This window comes from Geodermatophilus sp. SYSU D01186 (genome assembly GCF_054050215.1).
In genome coordinates this window covers 21,863-38,490 of the sequence record NZ_JBJGYW010000041.1, presented here as the reverse complement: position 1 = coordinate 38,490, position 16,628 = coordinate 21,863, and the positions used below count along the sequence as shown (strand labels likewise).

The window sequence follows — 16,628 nt, the reverse complement described above, 5'->3', positions numbered from 1 at the left end:
ATCTCCGCCGCCCGCGCCCGGTGGCTGGCCTGCGACGCGGCCGTCTCCCGGATCGTGATGACCCCCGACGGCACCCCGCTGGACCTCGGCCGCGACAAACGCGTCGTGCCCCCGCACCTGCGCAAGGAGGTGGAGGCCCGCGACCGGGGATGTGTGTTCACCGGCTGCCAGGCGCCCACCTTCTGGTGCGACGTGCACCACCTGCGGGAGTGGATCAACGGCGGCCAGACCACCCTGGCCAACTCCGCGCTGCTGTGCGAACGCCACCACACCAAGGTCCACCACGGCTTCCGCGTGCACCGCCAACCCGACGGCCGCTGGCGCACCTGGCGACCCGACGGCACCGAGATCGTGATCGGCCCACCCCTGCTCACCGCCGCATGAGTGCCGGCGCAGGAGGAGGCGGTTCGCTGCGCCCGTCGCCAGACGGTGGCCGCGCGAAGCACAGTCGGGCTGCGCAGGACGCCGTTCGCGGGGCGCGGGTCGGCCGCTCAGCGAGCCCGACGGACCAGCCGGCCGATCGCGAGGCGCGCCAGGGGCGCGTAGCCCAGCACCAGCGGCGCCGGGCCGTCGATCCGCAGCCCGGTCGTGCTGCCGCCGTCCGGGCCCTCGGCCACCCAGTGCAGGAGCCGCAGCCGCGCCGGGCCCACCGACACGGTCCAGGACCACCGCCGGGTCACCTCGTCCACCGAGTCGACGACGAAGGGCAGCGCGAGGCCGAGGGGACCCCGGACCCGGCCGCGCGCCCCGGTGGCCAGCCGCGCGACGGGGACTTCCACACCGGTGATCTGCGGAGCCCACTCCGGCCAGCGCGCCGGCACCGCGTAGCGCTCCCAGACATCGGCGGGTGCTCCCGGACCCGTCGCGTGCAGGGTCATCGCGGTCACGCGGGCGGGCCGCCGAGCAGGAGCTGCCGGAGCATGTGCATCGCGAGGGTGACCGAACGCTGGCGCACCGCGGACCGCGACCCGGGCAGCACGACCGACCGCGGCTGCCGCCCGTCCGGGCCGACCGCGCACAGGTGCACGGTGCCGACCGGCTTGTCCGGCGTCCCCCCGCCGGGTCCGGCGATGCCGGTGATGCCGATGCCGACGTCGGCGCCGAACCGCTCCCGCGCGCCCTCGGCCAGCGCCGCCGCCACCTGGGTGCTGACCGCGCCGTGCTGCTCCAGCATCTCCGCCGGGACGCCGACCAGCGCCTCCTTGGCCGAGTTCGCGTAGGAGGCGACCCCGCCGAGCACCCACGCCGAGGAGCCGGGCCGCTCGGTCAGCCGGGCCACGAGCAGCCCGCTGGTGCAGGACTCGGCGGTCGCGACGGTCAGCCCGCGGTCGCCGAGCGCCCCGGCCACGAGGTCGTCCACGGTCGGTCCGGTGGAGAACAGGTGCTCGCCGTGCGCCGCCCGCACCACGTCCACGAGGCGGTCGTAGGCCGGCTGGGCGTCGGGCCCGAAGCGGGTCACGATCTCCAGCTCGCCCTCCCGGAGGCAGGTGGTGATCTCCAGGTCGGGGAACTCGTGCTCCCGGAGCGTCGCGGCCAGCTGCGACTCGAGCGTCCCCCACAGCCGCACCGTCTCCTGCCGGAGCTCGCTCCGGCCGGCCAGCGCCCGCTGCACCCGCTCGTCGGCCAGCGCAGCAGGCCACATGCCCTGAAGCTCGGCCGGCGGCCCGGGCAGGACGACGACCGGCGGACCGCCGCGCCCCTCCGCCGGCGGGACGACGAGTCCCGGCGCCGTCCCGACCGGGGGCAGCACCGTGGCACCGGAGGGCACCATCGCCTGCTTCCGGACGCCGGCGGCGGTGGCCTCCGGGTCGGCCCGGAACCCGCGGCCGTTCATGAGGCCCTCGACGATGGCGGCGACGTGCCGCTCCACCTCCGGGTCCAGCTCGACCGGCCGGCCCTGCACCTCCCCGACGATCTCGGCGGTGAGGTCGTCGGCCGTGGGTCCGAGCCCGCCGGTGGTGATGACGAGGTCCGCGCCGGAGAGGAAGCGCAGCGCGGCACGCAGGTCGTCCGGCCGGTCGCCCACCACGAGCACGGTGCCGACGTCCACGCCCAGCAGCCGCAACTGCTCGGCCAGCCAGGGCCCGTTCCGGTCGCTCACCCGCCCGGTGAGGACCTCGGTACCGGTGACGACGATCCCTGCGCTCGCACCCACCCGGCCGACCCTAGTGAGCACCCGGAGGCGCCGCCCCCGAAGCGCCGGACGGCCGCCGCGCGCGTCATCCGCGAAGCTCCGGACGGGCGCCACGCCCGAGGCGGACGACGCGCCGGACGGCCTCCGGACCCGCCGCGTCACCTCCCGGGCCGTGCCCGCGCCCGCCGTTACCGTGCCGGGGACGAACTGGTCCGCTGCCGCTGAGCCGGCACGCGTGAGCGAGGAGAACCGTGAGCCACCCGACGACCAGCCCCCAGCCCGTCGCCCCCTCGGGCACGCAGGAGATCCCGGTGGGCGGGGCCACGACGGCCGGTACGCAGCAGCTCCCGCGGCCCGACGTCCACCCGGCCGTCGAGCCGCTGGCGACCGAGCAGCCCGTGCAGCCGACCGGTCCGGTCGACCTGGTCCCCGGCCTGCCCGGCGTCGGCACGCCTCCGCCGCCGGCCCCGGTCAAGGCCCCGCGGGCGCCGCGCACCCCGGATCAGCGCGCCGCGCTGGCCGGCACCGGCCTCGTCGTCGTGAGCCTCGTCCTCCTCCAGCTCGGCCTGGCGCTGCCGTTCGGCACCGACGGCTTCTGGACGACGGTGCCGCTGTGGTCGACCTTCGCCACGCTGGCCACCCTGCTCGGGCTGCTGCCCTCGGCCGGCCGCCTGCTCGGCGCGCGGCTGGGCGCGGGCACCGCGTGGAAGGTGGCCGCGGGCGGGCTGACCGGCGTGGCCGCGTTCTGGGTGCTCGTCGTGCTCCCGCGGGCCGACAGCGACCGCGGCTTCCTCCTCACCGCCGCGCTGGCCGCGCTGGGCGCGGCCGTCTGGATCGCCGCCCCGACCCGTCGCGACTGAGGCGACCGGCACCCCGCCCACGCGGGGAGCCGCCGGACGGCGTCAGCGGTTCTTCCCCTTGCCGTGCCCGCCGCCCTTGCCGTGCCCGCCGCCGTTCCCGTTCCCGCCGCCGTTCCCGTTGCCGTTGTTGCCGCCGGAGTTCCCGTTGCCCGGGTTCGCCTCCTCGTCCCACTCGTCGTCCGCGGCACCCCCGGAGTCGCCGGCCTCGTCCGAGTCCCCCGCGTCCCGATCGCGGGCGTCCCCACCGGCCGGGACGCCCGCGGCGACGCCGCCACCACCCGGCCCGGACCCGGACGACCCGACATCCGTACCGGTCGGCGCCTCCTCGGCCGGCACCGAGCCGACCGGCACCGCATCGACCGGCAGCACATCGACCGGCACCGCCGGAGGGGCCGGCGCCGGGGACACCGGCTCGGCGGGCGGGGCCACCGCCGCTGCCACCGCCACGGAGACCGTCACGAGGTCACCACGGGCCAGCGCGCCCACGGGCCCCAACCCGGTCACCAGCCCGGCCGGGACGTCGGCCCGCTCCTCCGGTGCGCGCTGGACGCGGAGCCCGAGCGCGGCGAGTTCCGCCTCCACCTCGTCCACCGGCCGGCCCAGATAGGGCCCGGCGGTCAGGAGCACGCCGTCGTCCTCGGGTGCGGCCGATCCGGTGCCCGGGTCGGCCGCGGCCACGGGCACCACGGCCTCGCCGCCGGTGACCTCGAGCGCCCCGACGCCGATCCCCGCACCGACCAGCAGCGCGGCCACCGGCACGAGCAGCCGGCGGCGGCGCGGGGCGGGCGCTGCGAGCACCGGGAACGCCGCGGTCGGCGGTGGCGCCGGCGGCAGCGCCCGGCCCGCCCGGACGTCGTCGACGGCGTCCCGGAACGCGGCGCCGTCCGGGAACCGGCGGGCGGGGTCCTTGACCAGAGCGTGGGCGACGAGGGTGCGCACCGGCCCGGGGACGTCGTCCGGCAGCGGGTCGGGCTCGTCGCGCACCTGCGCCAGGGCGATCTGCACGGGGTTGTCTCCGTCGAACGCGCGGCGACCGGCCAGGCACTCGTAGGCGATCATGCCGAGCGCGTAGACGTCGCTGGCCGGGCCGGCCTTCGCACCGGCCGCCTGCTCCGGGGAGAGGTAGTGCGCGGTGCCCACCACCTGGCCGGTGCGGGTGAGCGGCACGCTGGAGGCCGACCAGGCGATGCCGAAGTCGGTGATCTTCACGCTGCCGTCGTCGCCCAGCAGCACGTTCCCCGGCTTGACGTCGCGGTGCACCACGCCGGCCGCGTGCGCCGCGGCCAGCGCGTCGGCGGTCCGGCCGACGACGTCGAGGGTGCGCTCCGGGCTCAGCCGGCCCTCGCGCGCCAGCAGCACCGACAGCGACTCGCCCTCCACCAGCTCCATGACCAGGTAGGCCAGCGCCTCACCGGCGGCCGAGGTGCCCTCGCCGTAGTCGTGCAGCGCGGCGATGTTCGGGTGCACCAGCCGGGCGGTGAGCTGGGCCTCCGCGCGGAAGCGGGCGAGGAACGTCGGGTCGCCGGTGTACTCGCTGCGCAGCACCTTGACCGCGACGGTCCGGTCGAGCAGCAGGTCGCGTGCCCGCCACACCTGACCCATCCCGCCGGTGGCCAGCAGCCCCTCCAGCGCGTAGCGGTCGCCGAGCGTGCGCTGCTCCGGCTCGACCACTCGCGCCCCCCTGTCCTCGACCGTCCCGGCCGACCCAGCCTGCCACCGGGTCCCGCACCCGACATCTCGGCGGCCCCCCGCCCTTCGGCCTAGGCCGCCCCGGGCGGCTGGGCCGGAGCCCCGGGCCGCCCGGGGCCGCGACCGTCCGGACCCCCGCCGGCAGCGGTCAGTCGTCGTCCCCCTGCCACGCCGAGGACGACGCCGCCGCGGTCGAGGTGGACGTCGACGGCGAGCCGGTGGCGGTCGACGGCGAGCCGGTGGCGGTCGACGGCGCGGTCGTCGTCGGCGGCGGTGTCGTCGTGGGCGCGGTCGTCGTCGGGGTCGCGGTGGCCCCTGGCATCGGCGCGGGCGTCGTGGTGGGCACGGTGGTCGACGGGGACGGCGTCGGCGTCGTCGTCTCGGTCTGGGTCTGGGTCTGGGTCTGCTCCGGCTCGACCGGCGGCGCGGCCGCACGCTCGCCCCCGCCACTGGACACCACCGCGGAGCTGCGGCCCGGCGCGCGGGAGGTCTCGGGCGCGACGGCGAAGACGACGACCACCTCGTCCCCGGCCCGCAGCGGCACCCCGGCCGGGTCGAGGGCGGTCACCAGGCCCGGGACGGCGTCGGCGGTGACCTCCTCCTGCCGCGAGACCAGCAGCCCCAGCGCCGCCAGGGACAGCGCCGCCTCGTCGACGCGGCGGCCCACGTAGTCGGCGGCGTCGAGCACGATCGGCGCGTCGTCGGTCTGGGCGGCGACCACCGGCGTCGGGCTGTCGTCCCCGGCGACGGCGATGAACACCGCGCCCGCGGTGCCGGCGCCCAGCAGCAGGGCCAGCAGCGGCACGAGCAGGGCGGCCGCCCCGCGCCGTCGCGGCGTCGGCGGGCTGCTGGTGCGCGCGACCGCGGGGCTGCCGGCGCGCGGGGTGGGCACGGCCGGCTGGTCGCCGGTCGACCGGGGCGGCGGCGGGGGCAGCGGGACGGCGCAGGTCGGCGGGGGCTCCGGCTGCGGGCGGCCGGCGCGGACGTCCTCGACCGCGGCGACGAACGCCGCGCCGTCCGGGATGCGGGCCGCGGGGTTCTTGCACAGGGCCCGCCGGATGAGCGTGCGGACCTCGCCGGGCAGGTCCTCGGGCAGCGGCGCGGGCTCCTCCCGCACCTGCTTGAGCGCGATGGTGACGGCGTTGTCGCCGTCGAAGGCCGGGTGTCCGGTGAGGCACTCGTAGCCGACGAGGCCCAGCGCGTAGACGTCGCTGGCGGGCATCGCGTGGTGGCCCTCGGCGACCTCGGGTGAGAGGTACTGCGGCGTGCCGATGACCTGGCCGGTGCGGGTCAGCGGCACGCTGCCGGCCGACCAGGCGATGCCGAAGTCGGTGATCTTCACGCTGCCGTCGCCGCGGACCAGGATGTTGCCGGGCTTGACGTCCCGGTGCACCAGGCCGACCCGGTGCGCCTCGGCCAGCGCGGAGGCCGTCTGCTGCAGCACGTCGAGCGTGGCTGACGCGTCGAGGCGGATCTCCCGGCGCAGCACCGCCGACAGCGGCTCGCCATCGACCAGCTCCATGACCAGGTAGGCCAGCGTCTCGCCGCTGCCGTCGGCGGCCTCGGTCTCCCCGTAGTCGAAGACGGCGGCGATGTTGGGGTGGCTCAGCGCCGCCGCGTGCTGCGCCTCGGCACGGAACCGCGCCCGGAAGGTGGGGTCACCGGTGTACTCACTGCGGAGGACCTTCACCGCGACCGGCCGGCCCAGCAGGGCGTCCACGCCCCGCCACACCTGACCCATGCCACCGGCGGCGATCAGCGAGGCGAGCTCGTAGCGGTCCCCGAGGGACTGCCGACCCGGCTCCACCACGGTGGCTCACCCCTCGCCTGCCCGACACTGCCTGGTCCTCGGCCCGGGGGCGCCGGCGTCCCCCCAGGTCTGGATGTCCCGCGCCCACCCCGACTACACACACATCGGACCGCCGACCGCATCCCGGGCGTGTCGCGGTGGGCGCCGGCACCGGGAGGTGCGACCGGACGACCCGGGCGCCAGCCGCCCGGGGTCCATCCTCCCAGGTCAGAGGCGCATCTGGTGGGGACGGTCCGTCACGTCTCGGTCACGGCTCGAACAGGGCGCGCCCCCACCAGTCGTCGGCGTCCCGGACGCCCGGTGGGCAGGCGAAGACCGACGACGAGGTGTGCCGGATGTACTCGTTGAGCTCGTCCAGCCGCAGGTTGCGCTGCACCTGGACGAACCCGGTCTCCGGGTCGCGCTGGTAGGCGATGAAGAACAGCCCGGCGTCGAGCCGGCCGAGGGCGTCGGAGCCGTCGACGAAGCTGTAGCCGCGCCGGAGGATCGCCGTCCCGGAGTTGGTCGGGTGGGCGAGGAAGACGTGCGAGGTCTCCGGGATGGCGGGGCCGCCGTCCACCCGCGTGGTGAAGTCGACCGGGTCGAACTCCCGCTCCTGGCCCAGCGGGGCGCCTTCGCCCTTGGTCCGGCCGAACGTCTGCTCCTGCTCGTCGAGGCTGGAGCTGTCCCACACCTCGACGTGCATCCGGATCCGCCGGGCCACCAGGTACGAGCCGCCGGCCAGCCAGTCCGCGCCGCTGTCGCCGTCGGCCACCCACACGAACCGGTCCAGCGCGCCGGCGTTCTCGACCTTGAGGTTGGCGGTGCCGTCCTTGAAGCCCATGAGGTTGCGCGGGGTGGCCTGCGCGGTCGAGGTGGACGACGTCCGGCCGAACCCGAGCTGCGACCAGCGGACGCCCACCCGGCCCGCGCCGATGCGGACCAGGTTGCGGACGGCGTGCACCGCGACCTGCGGGTCGTCGGCGCAGGCCTGGATGCACAGGTCGCCCCCGCTGATCGCCGGGTCGATCGTCTCGTCGGCGAACGCGGGCAGCTCGACCAGCGGCTCGGGACGGCGGGCGGCCAGCCCGAACCGGTCGCGGCCGTCCGCGGTGGCGAACAGGGTCGGCCCGAAGCCGATCGTCAGCGTCAGGCGGGCGGCGGACAGGCCCAGCGCCTCGCCGGTGTCGTCCGGCGGGGCCAACGGCCCGCCGTCCACCGCGCCGACCGGGCCGGCGTCCTGCCCCGCGGTCATCCGCCGCGCGGCCGCCGTCCAGGCCTGCAGCAGCTCGACCAGCTCGTCGCGGCTGTCGGTGGTGACGTCGAGGGCGACGAAGTGCAGCCGGTCCTGCGCCGGGGTGACGATGCCGGCCTGGTGGGCGCCGGTGAACTCGACGACGTCGGTGCCGACGGCCGCACTCCCGGCGTCCGGGCCGTCGGCGGTGGCGCGGCCGATCGCCCCGCCGGCGGCCCCGGCCGCGACCACCCCCGCGGTGCCGGCGCCGACCAGGCCCAGCAGTCGGCGGCGGGACAGGCCGCGGGCAGGGGACGTCGGTTCGCTCATGGCTCTCTCACTGCCGGCGTCAGCGGTCGGGGACGACCGCCGCGACCTGGCTGACGGACTCGGTCAGCGCGGTGATGCTGTCGCTCAGGCCGCGCAACTGCTCCTGGTGAGCTGGTCGTAGAGGAGCCAACCGTCCCCGGACCGGTGCTGTTCCAGCTCCGCCTCGGTGTCGGCGGACTGCTCGTCGACCTCCGCGACCAGGTCGGGGCGGCCTCCTCCAGGGAGGGCCGCAGCGCCTGGACGGCGGCCTCGGAGCCCCCGGTGTCGGCCGAGGAGTCCCCCAGCTCGATGTGCGAGCAGCCGAAGGGCAGGCTCGTGAGATGCCCACCTACACCGACCGGCCGTGGCTGGCCCTCTACGAGGAGGGGCAGCCGGCCGACTACGAGATCGAGTTCGACAACGCGCTCGAGGTGTTCCGTGCCGGGCTCGCCCGGGACCCCGACGGTGACGCCCTGAAGTACTTCGACGGCACCCTCTCCCGCCGGGAGCTGGACCGGCTCAGCGACGCGCTGGCCGCGGGGCTGCTGGCCAACGGCTTCGCGGCCGGGGACCGGCTGGCCGTGAACCTGCAGAACGTGCCCCAGTTCGTCATCGCGATGGTGGCGACCTGGAAGGCCGGCGGCGTCATGGTCTCCATCAACCCGATGAGCCGGAAGCGGGAGCTGTCCCACCTGCTCAGGGACTCCGGGGCCACGGCGCTGGTCTCGCTGGAGGCGCTCTACGACGAGGTCGCGCGGGAGGTCGTACCCGACACCGACGTGCGCCTGGTCCTCACCACCAGCGAGCTCGAGTTCCAGACCCGCGACGACCCGCGGCTGTTCGCCGCGACGCGGCGGCAGCGGCACGAGGGCACGACCGACTTCCTGCAGTTCGTCGAGCAGCACCGCGGGCAGGAGCCGCCGCCGGTCCGGCTGGGACCGGACGACGTCGCGTTCCTGACCTACACCTCCGGGACGACGGGCGTGCCCAAGGGCGCGATGAACACCCACCGGAACGTGGTGTTCACCGCGCAGGTCTACCGGGACTGGGCGCGGGCAGGGCGGGACGGCGCGATCTTCGGCATCGCCCCGCTGTTCCACATCACCGGGCTCATCGGGCACATCGCGGTGAGCATGCTCGTGCCGGCTCCGCTGGTCCTCGCCTACCGGTTCGAGCCGCAGGTGGTCCTCGACGCCTTCCTCGAGCACCGGCCGACGTTCACCATCGGCGCCATCACGGCGTTCAACGCGCTGCTCCACGCGCCGGGCTCCACCCGCGACCACTTCGCCTCGTTCACCTCCGTCTACTCCGGGGGCGCGGCGATCTCACCGACGGCCGAGAAGGCGTTCCTGGAGGCCACCGGCGTCCAGGTGCACAACGCCTACGGCCTGACCGAGACCACGTCGCCGATGACGGTCACGCCGTTCGGCTCGCCGTCCCCGGTCGACCCCACCTCGGGGGCGCTGTCGGTGGGGGTGCCGGCGCCGAGCACCGTCGTCCGCATCCAGGACGACGACGGCGAGGACCTGCCGCTGGGCGAGGTCGGCGAGATCGTCGCCGACGGGCCTCAGGTCGTCCCCGGCTACTGGGGCAAGCCCGAGGAGACGGCGGCCAGCCTGCCCGGAGGCGCCCTCAAGAGCGGCGACGTGGGGTTCATGAGCCCCGAGGGCTGGGTGTTCATCGTCGACCGCAAGAAGGACATGATCAACGCCTCCGGGTACAAGGTCTGGCCGCGGGAGGTCGAGGACGTCATGGCCGAGCACCCCGCCGTCCGCGAGTCCGCGGTCGTCGGCGTGCCCGACGAGAAGCGCGGGGAGACCGTCAAGGCGTTCGTCAGCCTCAAGGCGGGCGCCGACGTGACGGCGGAGGAGCTCATCGCGCACTGCAAGGAACGCATGGCCGCCTACAAGTACCCGCGGCAGGTCGAGATCGTCGACGAGCTGCCCAAGACGGTGACCGGCAAGATCCTCCGCCGGGAGCTGCGGGACCGGTCCGCGACCGCGCAGCCGGCCGCCGGCTGACCCGCCCGGTCGGGATCGCGCGATCTCGTACGCTCCCGCCGCGGAGGCCGTACGAGATCGCGCGATCCCGCCGTGCCGCGCACGAGCATCGACCAGAGACGAGGTGGGGCGACCATGCCCGAGACCGTGACCCGCGAGGACGCCGGCGGCGTCGCCACGATCACCATGCTGCGGGCCGGGCTCACGCACCAGTCCCGCCGCGAGCTGCTCGACGTCGTCCGGGAGGTGGGCGCGGACGCGTCGGTGCGGGCCATCGTGCTCACCGGCACCGGCCGGGCGTTCTGCGTGGGCCAGGACCTCGCCCAGCACGTGGAGGCCCTGAAGGGGGACGCCGCGACGTCGCTGTCGGTGGTCGAGGAGGAGTACAACCCGCTGGTGCTGGCCCTGGCCGCGCTGCGGGTGCCGGTCGTGGTGGCGGTCAACGGGGCCTGCGCCGGGGCCGGCTTGGGCATCGCGCTCGCCGGCGACCTGCGGATCGCCGCGGCCGGCGCGAAGTTCACCACCGCCTTCGCCGGCATCGGGCTGTCGAGCGACTCCGCGCTGGCCTCGCGGCTGGTGCACTGCGTCGGCGGCTCGCGGGCGGCGGAGATCCTGCTGCTCCCGGACGCCTTCCCCGCCGAGACCGCCGCGATGTGGGGCCTGGTGCACCGCGTCGTCGAGCCGGAGCAGGTGCTGCCCGAGGCGCAGGCCCTGGCCGCCCGGCTGGCCGCCGGCCCCACCGCCGCGTTCCGCGCGCTGAAGACCGTGCTCGCCACCGCGGCCACCGACTCCCTGGAGGACACCCTCGCACTGGAGGCCCGGCTGCAGACCGAGCTGGGGCGGACCGCCGACCACCGCGAGGCGGTCGAGGCGTTCCTGGAGAAGCGGGCCCCCCACTTCACCGGGAGCTGACGGCGGCACCCGCACGGCCGGCCCTGTTGCAGGGGCCGCCGCGAGCCGGCGAGCGGTGGGGCGCAGCGGGTCCTTGCTCACTGAATGCAGTGCTGAGGCTGCTGGCGGTGTCGACACGAGAGCGCGCCGATGGCTCCGGCGCGTGACCGTCCGGTCCGCATCCGCGACGATGACAGGCTCCGGCCGACATCGTCGTCGGTAGGGGGACACGTGACGGAGCTGGCGCGGCCATCCGGGGGCCAGGACACGGCAGGAGGCGCCGCCGACCCGTCGTCGGCCGCGGCGGAGGCCCGTCTCCCGTCGCCACGGCGGGTGGTCATGACCGGCAACGTGGTGCAGCACCTGCCGCCTCCGCCCCCGCGCCCGGCGACCACCAGCGACATCGCGCCGCCGCTCGGCCGCGCCACGACCTCCCGCCCGGCCACCGTGCGGGCGACCGTGGCGCTGTGGTGCGCGGGCTGCCTGGCGGCCCTGACCGGCGTGGCGACCGCCCTGGTCGACTCCGCGGCCCTGCGCGACCGGCTGACCGCCACCGCGACCGCCGACGACCCGACGGCGTCGGCCGCGGTCGTCGCCGACGGGGTGCGCGCCACGATCGCCGTGGTCACCGGCGGCGTGACCTTCGTGGTCCTGGTCTCCCTGGTGTGGGTCGTCCTGCTGACGCGCGGACGGGCCTGGGCCCGCTGGGCGCTGCTGCTGACCGCGCTGCCGGCACTGCTGGTCCTCGACGTGGCGCAGAGCCTGGTCGCCGGGGACGCCGACGTGGACCGGATGGCCCTACTGGCCGCCGGCGGGCTGTTCGTCCTCGCCCTGCTGCCGCTGGCCACCCGGAGCTCGCGGGCCTTCTTCCGCGGCGCCCCCGCCGGGACCGCCGGGCACTGACGGCCCCGGCGGCGGCCCGCCGCGCCAGCCGTCGAGCCCGGCCAGCAGCGCCTCGCAGGTCCGGACGACCAGCGCGGCCGCGTCCGCGGTCGCCCGCGCCGCCAGCGGATCGCCGGCGGCCGCCCGCCACCGGTCCAGCGCCGTCCGGGCCGCCGCGCGCAGATCGGCGGCGGCGGTGTCCTCGGGCAGCCCCAGCCGCGCCGCCGGGGTGGTGCCCTCGGCGCCCAGCAGCCGCTCCGCGTCGGGGCGCAGGACCTCCGGCAACGGGCTGCCGGCCGCCCGCGCGCGGGCCAGCAGCGCCAGCTCGTCCAGCTCCCGGGCGGCCAGCCGGGCCCGCTCCACGCCGGCGCGCAGGTCGTCCGCGCCCTCGACCGGGTGCTCGGCCAGCACCCCGGCCAGCAGGCGGAGCGCCGTCCCGGCCTTGAGCTGGTCGCCCCGGGCGGTGAGGTGGACGCGCAGCAGCCGCTGCAGCTCGGTCAGGCCGCTGCGGCGCAGCAGCTCGTCGGCGAGCGCGGAGGCGTCCGCGATGCCGGCCCGGACGAGGGCGATCGACAGCCGGATGCCGAACAGCCCGAGCCGTTCCAGCAGCGAGACGCGGACGTCGTGCGCCAGCGGCACCGCCGCCTCGCGGCGGGTGAACCGGTCGGCGGTCAGCAGCATCGCCGCCACCTGCTGCTGGTCGGCGCCGGCCAGGGTGCGCAGCGCGACGAAGTCCCCGTGGCGCAGCGTGCGCCCGGCCAGCGCCAGCAGCCCGGCCACCGGCACCACCGCCGAGCTGACCGCCTGCAGCGCCGGGTCCTCCGACATCCGCCGGGCGACCGCGCCGGCGGCGTGGAGGGCGTCCAGCCGGCCGGCGCCGATCTCGTCGGCGCGGGACAGCACGGTGATCGTGGTGGTGTGCGCCCCGGCGGCGCCAGAGTCGTCCTGGAAGCCGGCGAGGACGGCGACGTCCTCCGGCTGCGGCTGGCGGGTCAGGAAGACGACCGCGTCGGCGCCCGAGGGCCCCTCCCCGGCGTCGAGGAAGGTGCGGGTCCGCGCGCTGGTGCCGGCCGACAGCGAGGAGATCCCCGGGGTGTCGACCATCGTCGCCGGCAGCAGGTCGGCGGCCGGCCACTCCACCAGCAGGTGCTCGACCTCCTCGGCCGGGGTGCCGCCCAGGTCGAGCTGCAGGCCGCCGTCGGCCCGGCGGACCGGCAGGGCCCGCACACCGCCGTCGACGCCGTGCAGCTGCACCCGCGGCGTCGCACCGTGGCGGTAGAGGGTCACGACGCGGGTGCACTCGCCGGCGTCGGTGGGTGCCACCCGCGCGCCCACGAGCGCGTTGAGCAGCGTGGACTTCCCCGACTTGACGCGGCCGACCAGCGCCAGCCGCAGCGGCTCGTCCAGCCGCCGCCGCTGGGCGGCCAGCCGTCCGGCCACGGCCGGGACGTCGCGGTAGCGCTCCACCGCGTCGTCCAGGAGCCCGCGGACGTCGTCGAGCACGGTGCCCGCTCCCGCCGTCCCCACGGTGCTCATGCGGCGGTCACCGGCACCCGCTCCAGCACGCGGACGTCGGCGGCCAGCCGGTCGAGCTGGTCCAGCCGCAGCCGCAGCGACCGGACACGGGCGTCCCGCTCGGCGGTGGCCTCCTTCGTCGACCGCTGGGCAGCGGCCACCGCGTCGGCCAGGGAGCGCGACATCTCCTCGGCGGTGTCGGTGATGAGGTCGCGCAGCGTGCGCTGGACGGTGCGCAACCGGTCCTTGAGCTGCTTGCCGACCTGGAAGACCACCTCGTCCAGGTGCCGGCGGACCACCGCCTTCGCCTCGGCCTGCCGGCGCGCGACCCGCTGCTTCTTGTCGTCGGTGTAGGCCTTGCGGCCGAGCAGCACACCCGCGGCCAGCGAGACCGGGTTGATGATCGCCATCCCGGCCAGACTCGTCACCAGGCCGGTCATGAGGACGCCGGTGTAGGAGCCGCGCAGGCCGATGAGGGTGCGCTCGCGCAGGGTCATCGCGCCGTCGTCGATGTCGGGCAGGTCGACCAGGCTCTCCAGCGCGTCGCCCGCCGCCCCGACCGACAGCGCGGGGACCGCGGCGCCGCCGTCCCGGGCGAACTGCTCGATGACCCGCTCGGCCAGCCACTCCGAGCGCTGCTCGGCCCACACGTAGCTGTCGGCGACGGCGGCGGCGATCCGGCGGTCCAGCCACTCGGCCAGCTCGCCCCACGCCGGGCCGGGGTCCTGCGCCTCGATCGCCTCCTCGGCCTCGCGGGTCACCACCCGGGAGCGGTCGCGCAGGTCGAAGTCGATGTCGCTCATGAGGTCGGTGACGCCGTCCCCCAGCACCTGCTGCCAGCGGGCCGAGCGCCGGCGCAGGTCGTCGGCGGCCGCCTTGGCCTCCTCGAGGCCGCGCACGAGCTCCTCCCGGCCGGCCGGGTCCTGCAGCCCGGACAGCTCCGAGCGGACGGCGAGGGACAGGTGCTCGGTGACCGCCGCGAGGTCGTGCACCAGGGACCGCCGGGCCAGCGTCTCGGCGCGGTCGACCACCTCCCGGCGCAGGTGGGCGACCAGGGGCGCGATGCCCGACTCGTCGTGCAGCTCGCGGTCGCGGTGCTGCACCGCCAGCTGGGCGAGTGCGGAGGAGACGCAGAACAGCGGCGCCTCGATGCCGCGGCCGGCCAGGTGGGCGCGGTCCAGCTCGGCGATCGCCCGCCACTCGGGGCAGGCGTCGGTCTTGGTGAGGACGCAGACGACCGTCGGGCACAGCGCCCGCGCCTGCTCCAGGAAGGCCATCTCCGGGGCGGTGAACTCCTGGCTGGCGTCGGTGACGAGCAGGACGGCGTCGGCACTGGGCAGCAGGTCGACCGTGCGCAACGCCCGGGCCATGCCCACTCCCCCGACCCCCGCGGTGTCGACCAGCTCCAGGCCGCCGGCCAGCAGCTGCCGGGGCAGCTCCACCTCGGCCTGCACCAGCCGCTCGACGCCGGCGCCGGTCACCCGGGCCGCCACCTGCTCGATCGGCACCGGCACCCGCTCGGTGGGCGCCTCGCCGTCGGCCGGCCCGGTGGGCGCGTCGCCGGCGGCGAGCACGAGCGTGGCCCGTGGCTGCTCCCCCGCCCGCACCACCGTGGGGACGACGGTCGCGACGTCGTCGGCCACGGGGCAGACCGGCGCCCCCACCAGCGCGTTGACCAGCGAGCTCTTGCCCTGCTTCGGCTCGCCGACGACCAGGACGCGCACGCCCGGGGCCTCGGAGCGCGCCTGCGCCTGGACCAGCCGCCGGTGCAGGTCCGGCCGCTCGCAGACCTGCGCGAGCGCCAGCGCCCGGTCGAGCACCTGTGCTGACGTGACCACGGCCACCTCCCTGGGACCCGGTCTTACCACCGGGGACGGCGATGGAGCGCGACCCGGCCCGGGTGTCCGCGGAGGACACCCGGGCCGGGCGAGCGGGGGGTCAGACGGTCACGTCGTCGACCTCGGCCTCGCGGACCTCGACGCTCTCCTCGGAGTTGTCCTGGAAGGAGTCCTCCACCGTGAAGGAGTCCTCCACGGTGAAGGAGTCCTCGACCGAGACCGAGTTGTCGGTCGACTCGTACTCGTTGCCGATGGCGGAGTCCTCGACGTCGACGTCGAGGCCGTCGTCGTCGGAGTTGTCCTGGAAGGAGTCCTCGATCTCCACGTCCACGTCGGTGTTGGTGGAGTTGTCCGAGTTGTCCTCGTTGAACGAGTCGTCGATGTCGACGTCGGTGTTCGTGGAGTTGTCGGAGTTGTCGTTGAACGAGTCCTCCACCTCGAGGTCCACGTCGGTGTTCGTGGAGTTGTCGGTGGCGTTGCCGTTGCCGGACACGTTGCCGTCGCCGTGCTGGGTGTTGCCCGAGTTCTCTACGTCGATGTCGGTGTCGATGTCGGTGTCGACGTCGTTGCCCGTGCCCACCGCGTTGCCGTTGCCGGACACGTCGGTGCTCTCGTTGTAGGAGTCCTCCACCGAGTTGTCGCTGTGGTCGACCACGACCTTCGAGTCCTCGAGGTCGTCGCCGACGTAGACCCCGCCGGAGTTGTCGATCTGCGAGACGTCGCCCTCCACGTCGCCGAAGATCGCCTGCGCGTCGCCGCTCACCCAGATGCTGTGCGAGGCGTCGACGGACACGTGGGTCTCGTGGTTGGTGTACTCGATGTTCTGCAGGTGGGTGATCACCACGGTCTCGTGACCGCCGCCGTGGGCAGGGTGGCCGCCGTGGGAGCCGCCGTGCCCGTCGTCGTCCCGGTCGTGGTGGCGGTCCTCGTCGTCCCGGTCGTGCACCGGGCGGTACGAGCCGCGGTCGTCGTCGTCCTCGTGCCGGGAGGGGCGGTGGGAGGCGCCGGCGACCAGCCCGGAGCGGTCGTCCCCGTCGCAGGAGTCGCCGCGGCCCCCGCTCCAGGCACCCACGGTGGAGTAGTCGGAGACCATCGGCGCGAGGTCGGCGACGTCGCTGGGCTCGACGTCGGTCAGGCCGGCGGCGTCCAGCGTGCCGCGCGGGTCGGCGTCGTACGCGGCCGCCTTCTCGGGGTCGCGGAACAGGCCGAGGATGAAGTCGAGCAGCGAGCTGGCGAGGGTCGTCATGGCTGGCACTCCTGGGTCTCGAGCCGTCCGCGATCTCGGCCGGCTGGCGACCGCAGTCCAGCCGCGGACGGCGGTCCCCGGCATCGGGGACTGTCCCCCTCGTCACATCACCCGAATGGGGGGTGCGTGCTGACTCCCCGTTAGGGGCTGCGGGGTGTCGCCCCCCACTTACGGTCCGCACCCGTCCGTCGGGGCGTCGGCATGAGACAGATGGGGTGAGCGGGCCATACGTTCGCGGAAC

Annotated in this window: 13 protein-coding genes; 5 read left to right on the top strand and 8 right to left on the bottom strand. The window is 75.9% G+C overall.

All coding sequences use genetic code 11. The features are described 5' to 3' along the window. Nucleotides 1–384 (top strand): DUF222 domain-containing protein (locus ACI784_RS22435; RefSeq protein WP_457014979.1); only part of this gene is annotated, 384 nt, incomplete at its 5' end. Nucleotides 385–491: 107 nt separating this feature from the next. Here ACI784_RS22435 and ACI784_RS22430 read toward each other — a convergent pair. Further along, nucleotides 492–878: an SRPBCC family protein gene (locus ACI784_RS22430; protein ID WP_457014978.1), complete on the bottom strand. Its 387-nt coding sequence runs from the start codon at nucleotides 876–878 to the stop codon at nucleotides 492–494. A 5-nt stretch (nucleotides 879–883) separates the two neighbouring features. After that, nucleotides 884–2,155 (bottom strand): competence/damage-inducible protein A, encoded by a 1,272-nt coding sequence (locus ACI784_RS22425; RefSeq protein ID WP_457014977.1) that lies wholly within the window; start codon nucleotides 2,153–2,155, stop codon nucleotides 884–886. 230 nt (nucleotides 2,156–2,385) lie between these two features. On the opposite strand from ACI784_RS22425, the gene ACI784_RS22420 reads away from it, so the two are divergent. Then, nucleotides 2,386–2,994, top strand: coding sequence for a hypothetical protein (locus ACI784_RS22420; protein WP_457014976.1), 609 nt, complete (start codon nucleotides 2,386–2,388; stop codon nucleotides 2,992–2,994). A gap of 42 nt (nucleotides 2,995–3,036) precedes the next feature. Here ACI784_RS22420 and ACI784_RS22415 read toward each other — a convergent pair whose 3' ends face one another. From ACI784_RS22415 to efeB, 3 genes are all read right to left on the bottom strand, one after another. Beyond that, nucleotides 3,037–4,665 carry a protein kinase domain-containing protein gene (locus tag ACI784_RS22415; protein ID WP_457014975.1) on the bottom strand — a complete coding sequence of 543 codons (1,629 nt, stop codon included), beginning with the start codon at nucleotides 4,663–4,665 and terminating at the stop codon, nucleotides 3,037–3,039. Between the two features lie 166 nt (nucleotides 4,666–4,831). After that, a complete protein-coding gene (locus ACI784_RS22410) occupies nucleotides 4,832–6,493 on the bottom strand; it encodes a serine/threonine-protein kinase (RefSeq protein ID WP_457014974.1) in 1,662 nt (553 codons plus the stop codon). 247 nt (nucleotides 6,494–6,740) lie between these two features. Further along, entirely contained in the window at nucleotides 6,741–8,036 is a 1,296-nt protein-coding gene (efeB, locus tag ACI784_RS22405) for an iron uptake transporter deferrochelatase/peroxidase subunit (protein WP_457014973.1), read from the bottom strand. 320 nt (nucleotides 8,037–8,356) lie between these two features. Between efeB and ACI784_RS22400 the strand changes: the two genes are divergently transcribed. From ACI784_RS22400 to ACI784_RS22390, 3 genes are all read left to right on the top strand, one after another. Further along, the gene (locus ACI784_RS22400; protein WP_457014971.1) at nucleotides 8,357–10,036 is read left to right on the top strand and encodes an AMP-binding protein; all 1,680 of its coding nucleotides are present in this window, start codon (nucleotides 8,357–8,359) and stop codon (nucleotides 10,034–10,036) included. 114 nt (nucleotides 10,037–10,150) lie between these two features. Continuing rightward, complete coding sequence (locus ACI784_RS22395) at nucleotides 10,151–10,927, top strand: enoyl-CoA hydratase-related protein (RefSeq protein WP_457014970.1); 777 nt, start codon at nucleotides 10,151–10,153, stop codon at nucleotides 10,925–10,927. A gap of 318 nt (nucleotides 10,928–11,245) precedes the next feature. Further along, nucleotides 11,246–11,809 carry a hypothetical protein gene (locus ACI784_RS22390; RefSeq protein ID WP_457014969.1) on the top strand — a complete coding sequence of 188 codons (564 nt, stop codon included), beginning with the start codon at nucleotides 11,246–11,248 and terminating at the stop codon, nucleotides 11,807–11,809. On the opposite strand, the gene ACI784_RS22385 is transcribed toward ACI784_RS22390, so the two are convergent. From ACI784_RS22385 to ACI784_RS22375, 3 genes are all read right to left on the bottom strand, one after another. Further along, entirely contained in the window at nucleotides 11,705–13,324 is a 1,620-nt protein-coding gene (locus tag ACI784_RS22385; protein ID WP_457014968.1) for a dynamin family protein, read from the bottom strand. The two genes, ACI784_RS22390 and ACI784_RS22385, sit on opposite strands and share 105 nt — an antisense overlap. After that, nucleotides 13,321–15,141 (bottom strand): dynamin family protein, encoded by a 1,821-nt coding sequence (locus ACI784_RS22380; protein ID WP_457014967.1) that lies wholly within the window; start codon nucleotides 15,139–15,141, stop codon nucleotides 13,321–13,323. The genes ACI784_RS22385 and ACI784_RS22380 overlap by 4 nt, the downstream gene beginning before the upstream one ends. A 100-nt stretch (nucleotides 15,142–15,241) precedes the next feature. Continuing rightward, complete coding sequence (locus tag ACI784_RS22375) at nucleotides 15,242–16,387, bottom strand: IniB N-terminal domain-containing protein (protein ID WP_456925339.1); 1,146 nt, start codon at nucleotides 16,385–16,387, stop codon at nucleotides 15,242–15,244. Nucleotides 16,388–16,628: the final 241 nt, after the last annotated feature.

Bases quoted from the DNA above. Each gene is read 5' to 3' on its own strand.
- ACI784_RS22430 (WP_457014978.1), bottom strand. From the start codon at position 878: ATGACCCTGCACGCGACGGGTCCGGGAGCACCCGCCGATGTCTGGGAG.
- efeB (WP_457014973.1), bottom strand. From the start codon at position 8,036: ATGAGCGAACCGACGTCCCCTGCCCGCGGCCTGTCCCGCCGCCGACTG.
- ACI784_RS22400 (WP_457014971.1), top strand. From the start codon at position 8,357: ATGCCCACCTACACCGACCGGCCGTGGCTGGCCCTCTACGAGGAGGGG.
- ACI784_RS22395 (WP_457014970.1), top strand. From the start codon at position 10,151: ATGCCCGAGACCGTGACCCGCGAGGACGCCGGCGGCGTCGCCACGATC.
- ACI784_RS22390 (WP_457014969.1), top strand. From the start codon at position 11,246: ATGACCGGCAACGTGGTGCAGCACCTGCCGCCTCCGCCCCCGCGCCCG.
- ACI784_RS22385 (WP_457014968.1), bottom strand. From the start codon at position 13,324: ATGAGCACCGTGGGGACGGCGGGAGCGGGCACCGTGCTCGACGACGTC.
- ACI784_RS22375 (WP_456925339.1), bottom strand. From the start codon at position 16,387: ATGACGACCCTCGCCAGCTCGCTGCTCGACTTCATCCTCGGCCTGTTC.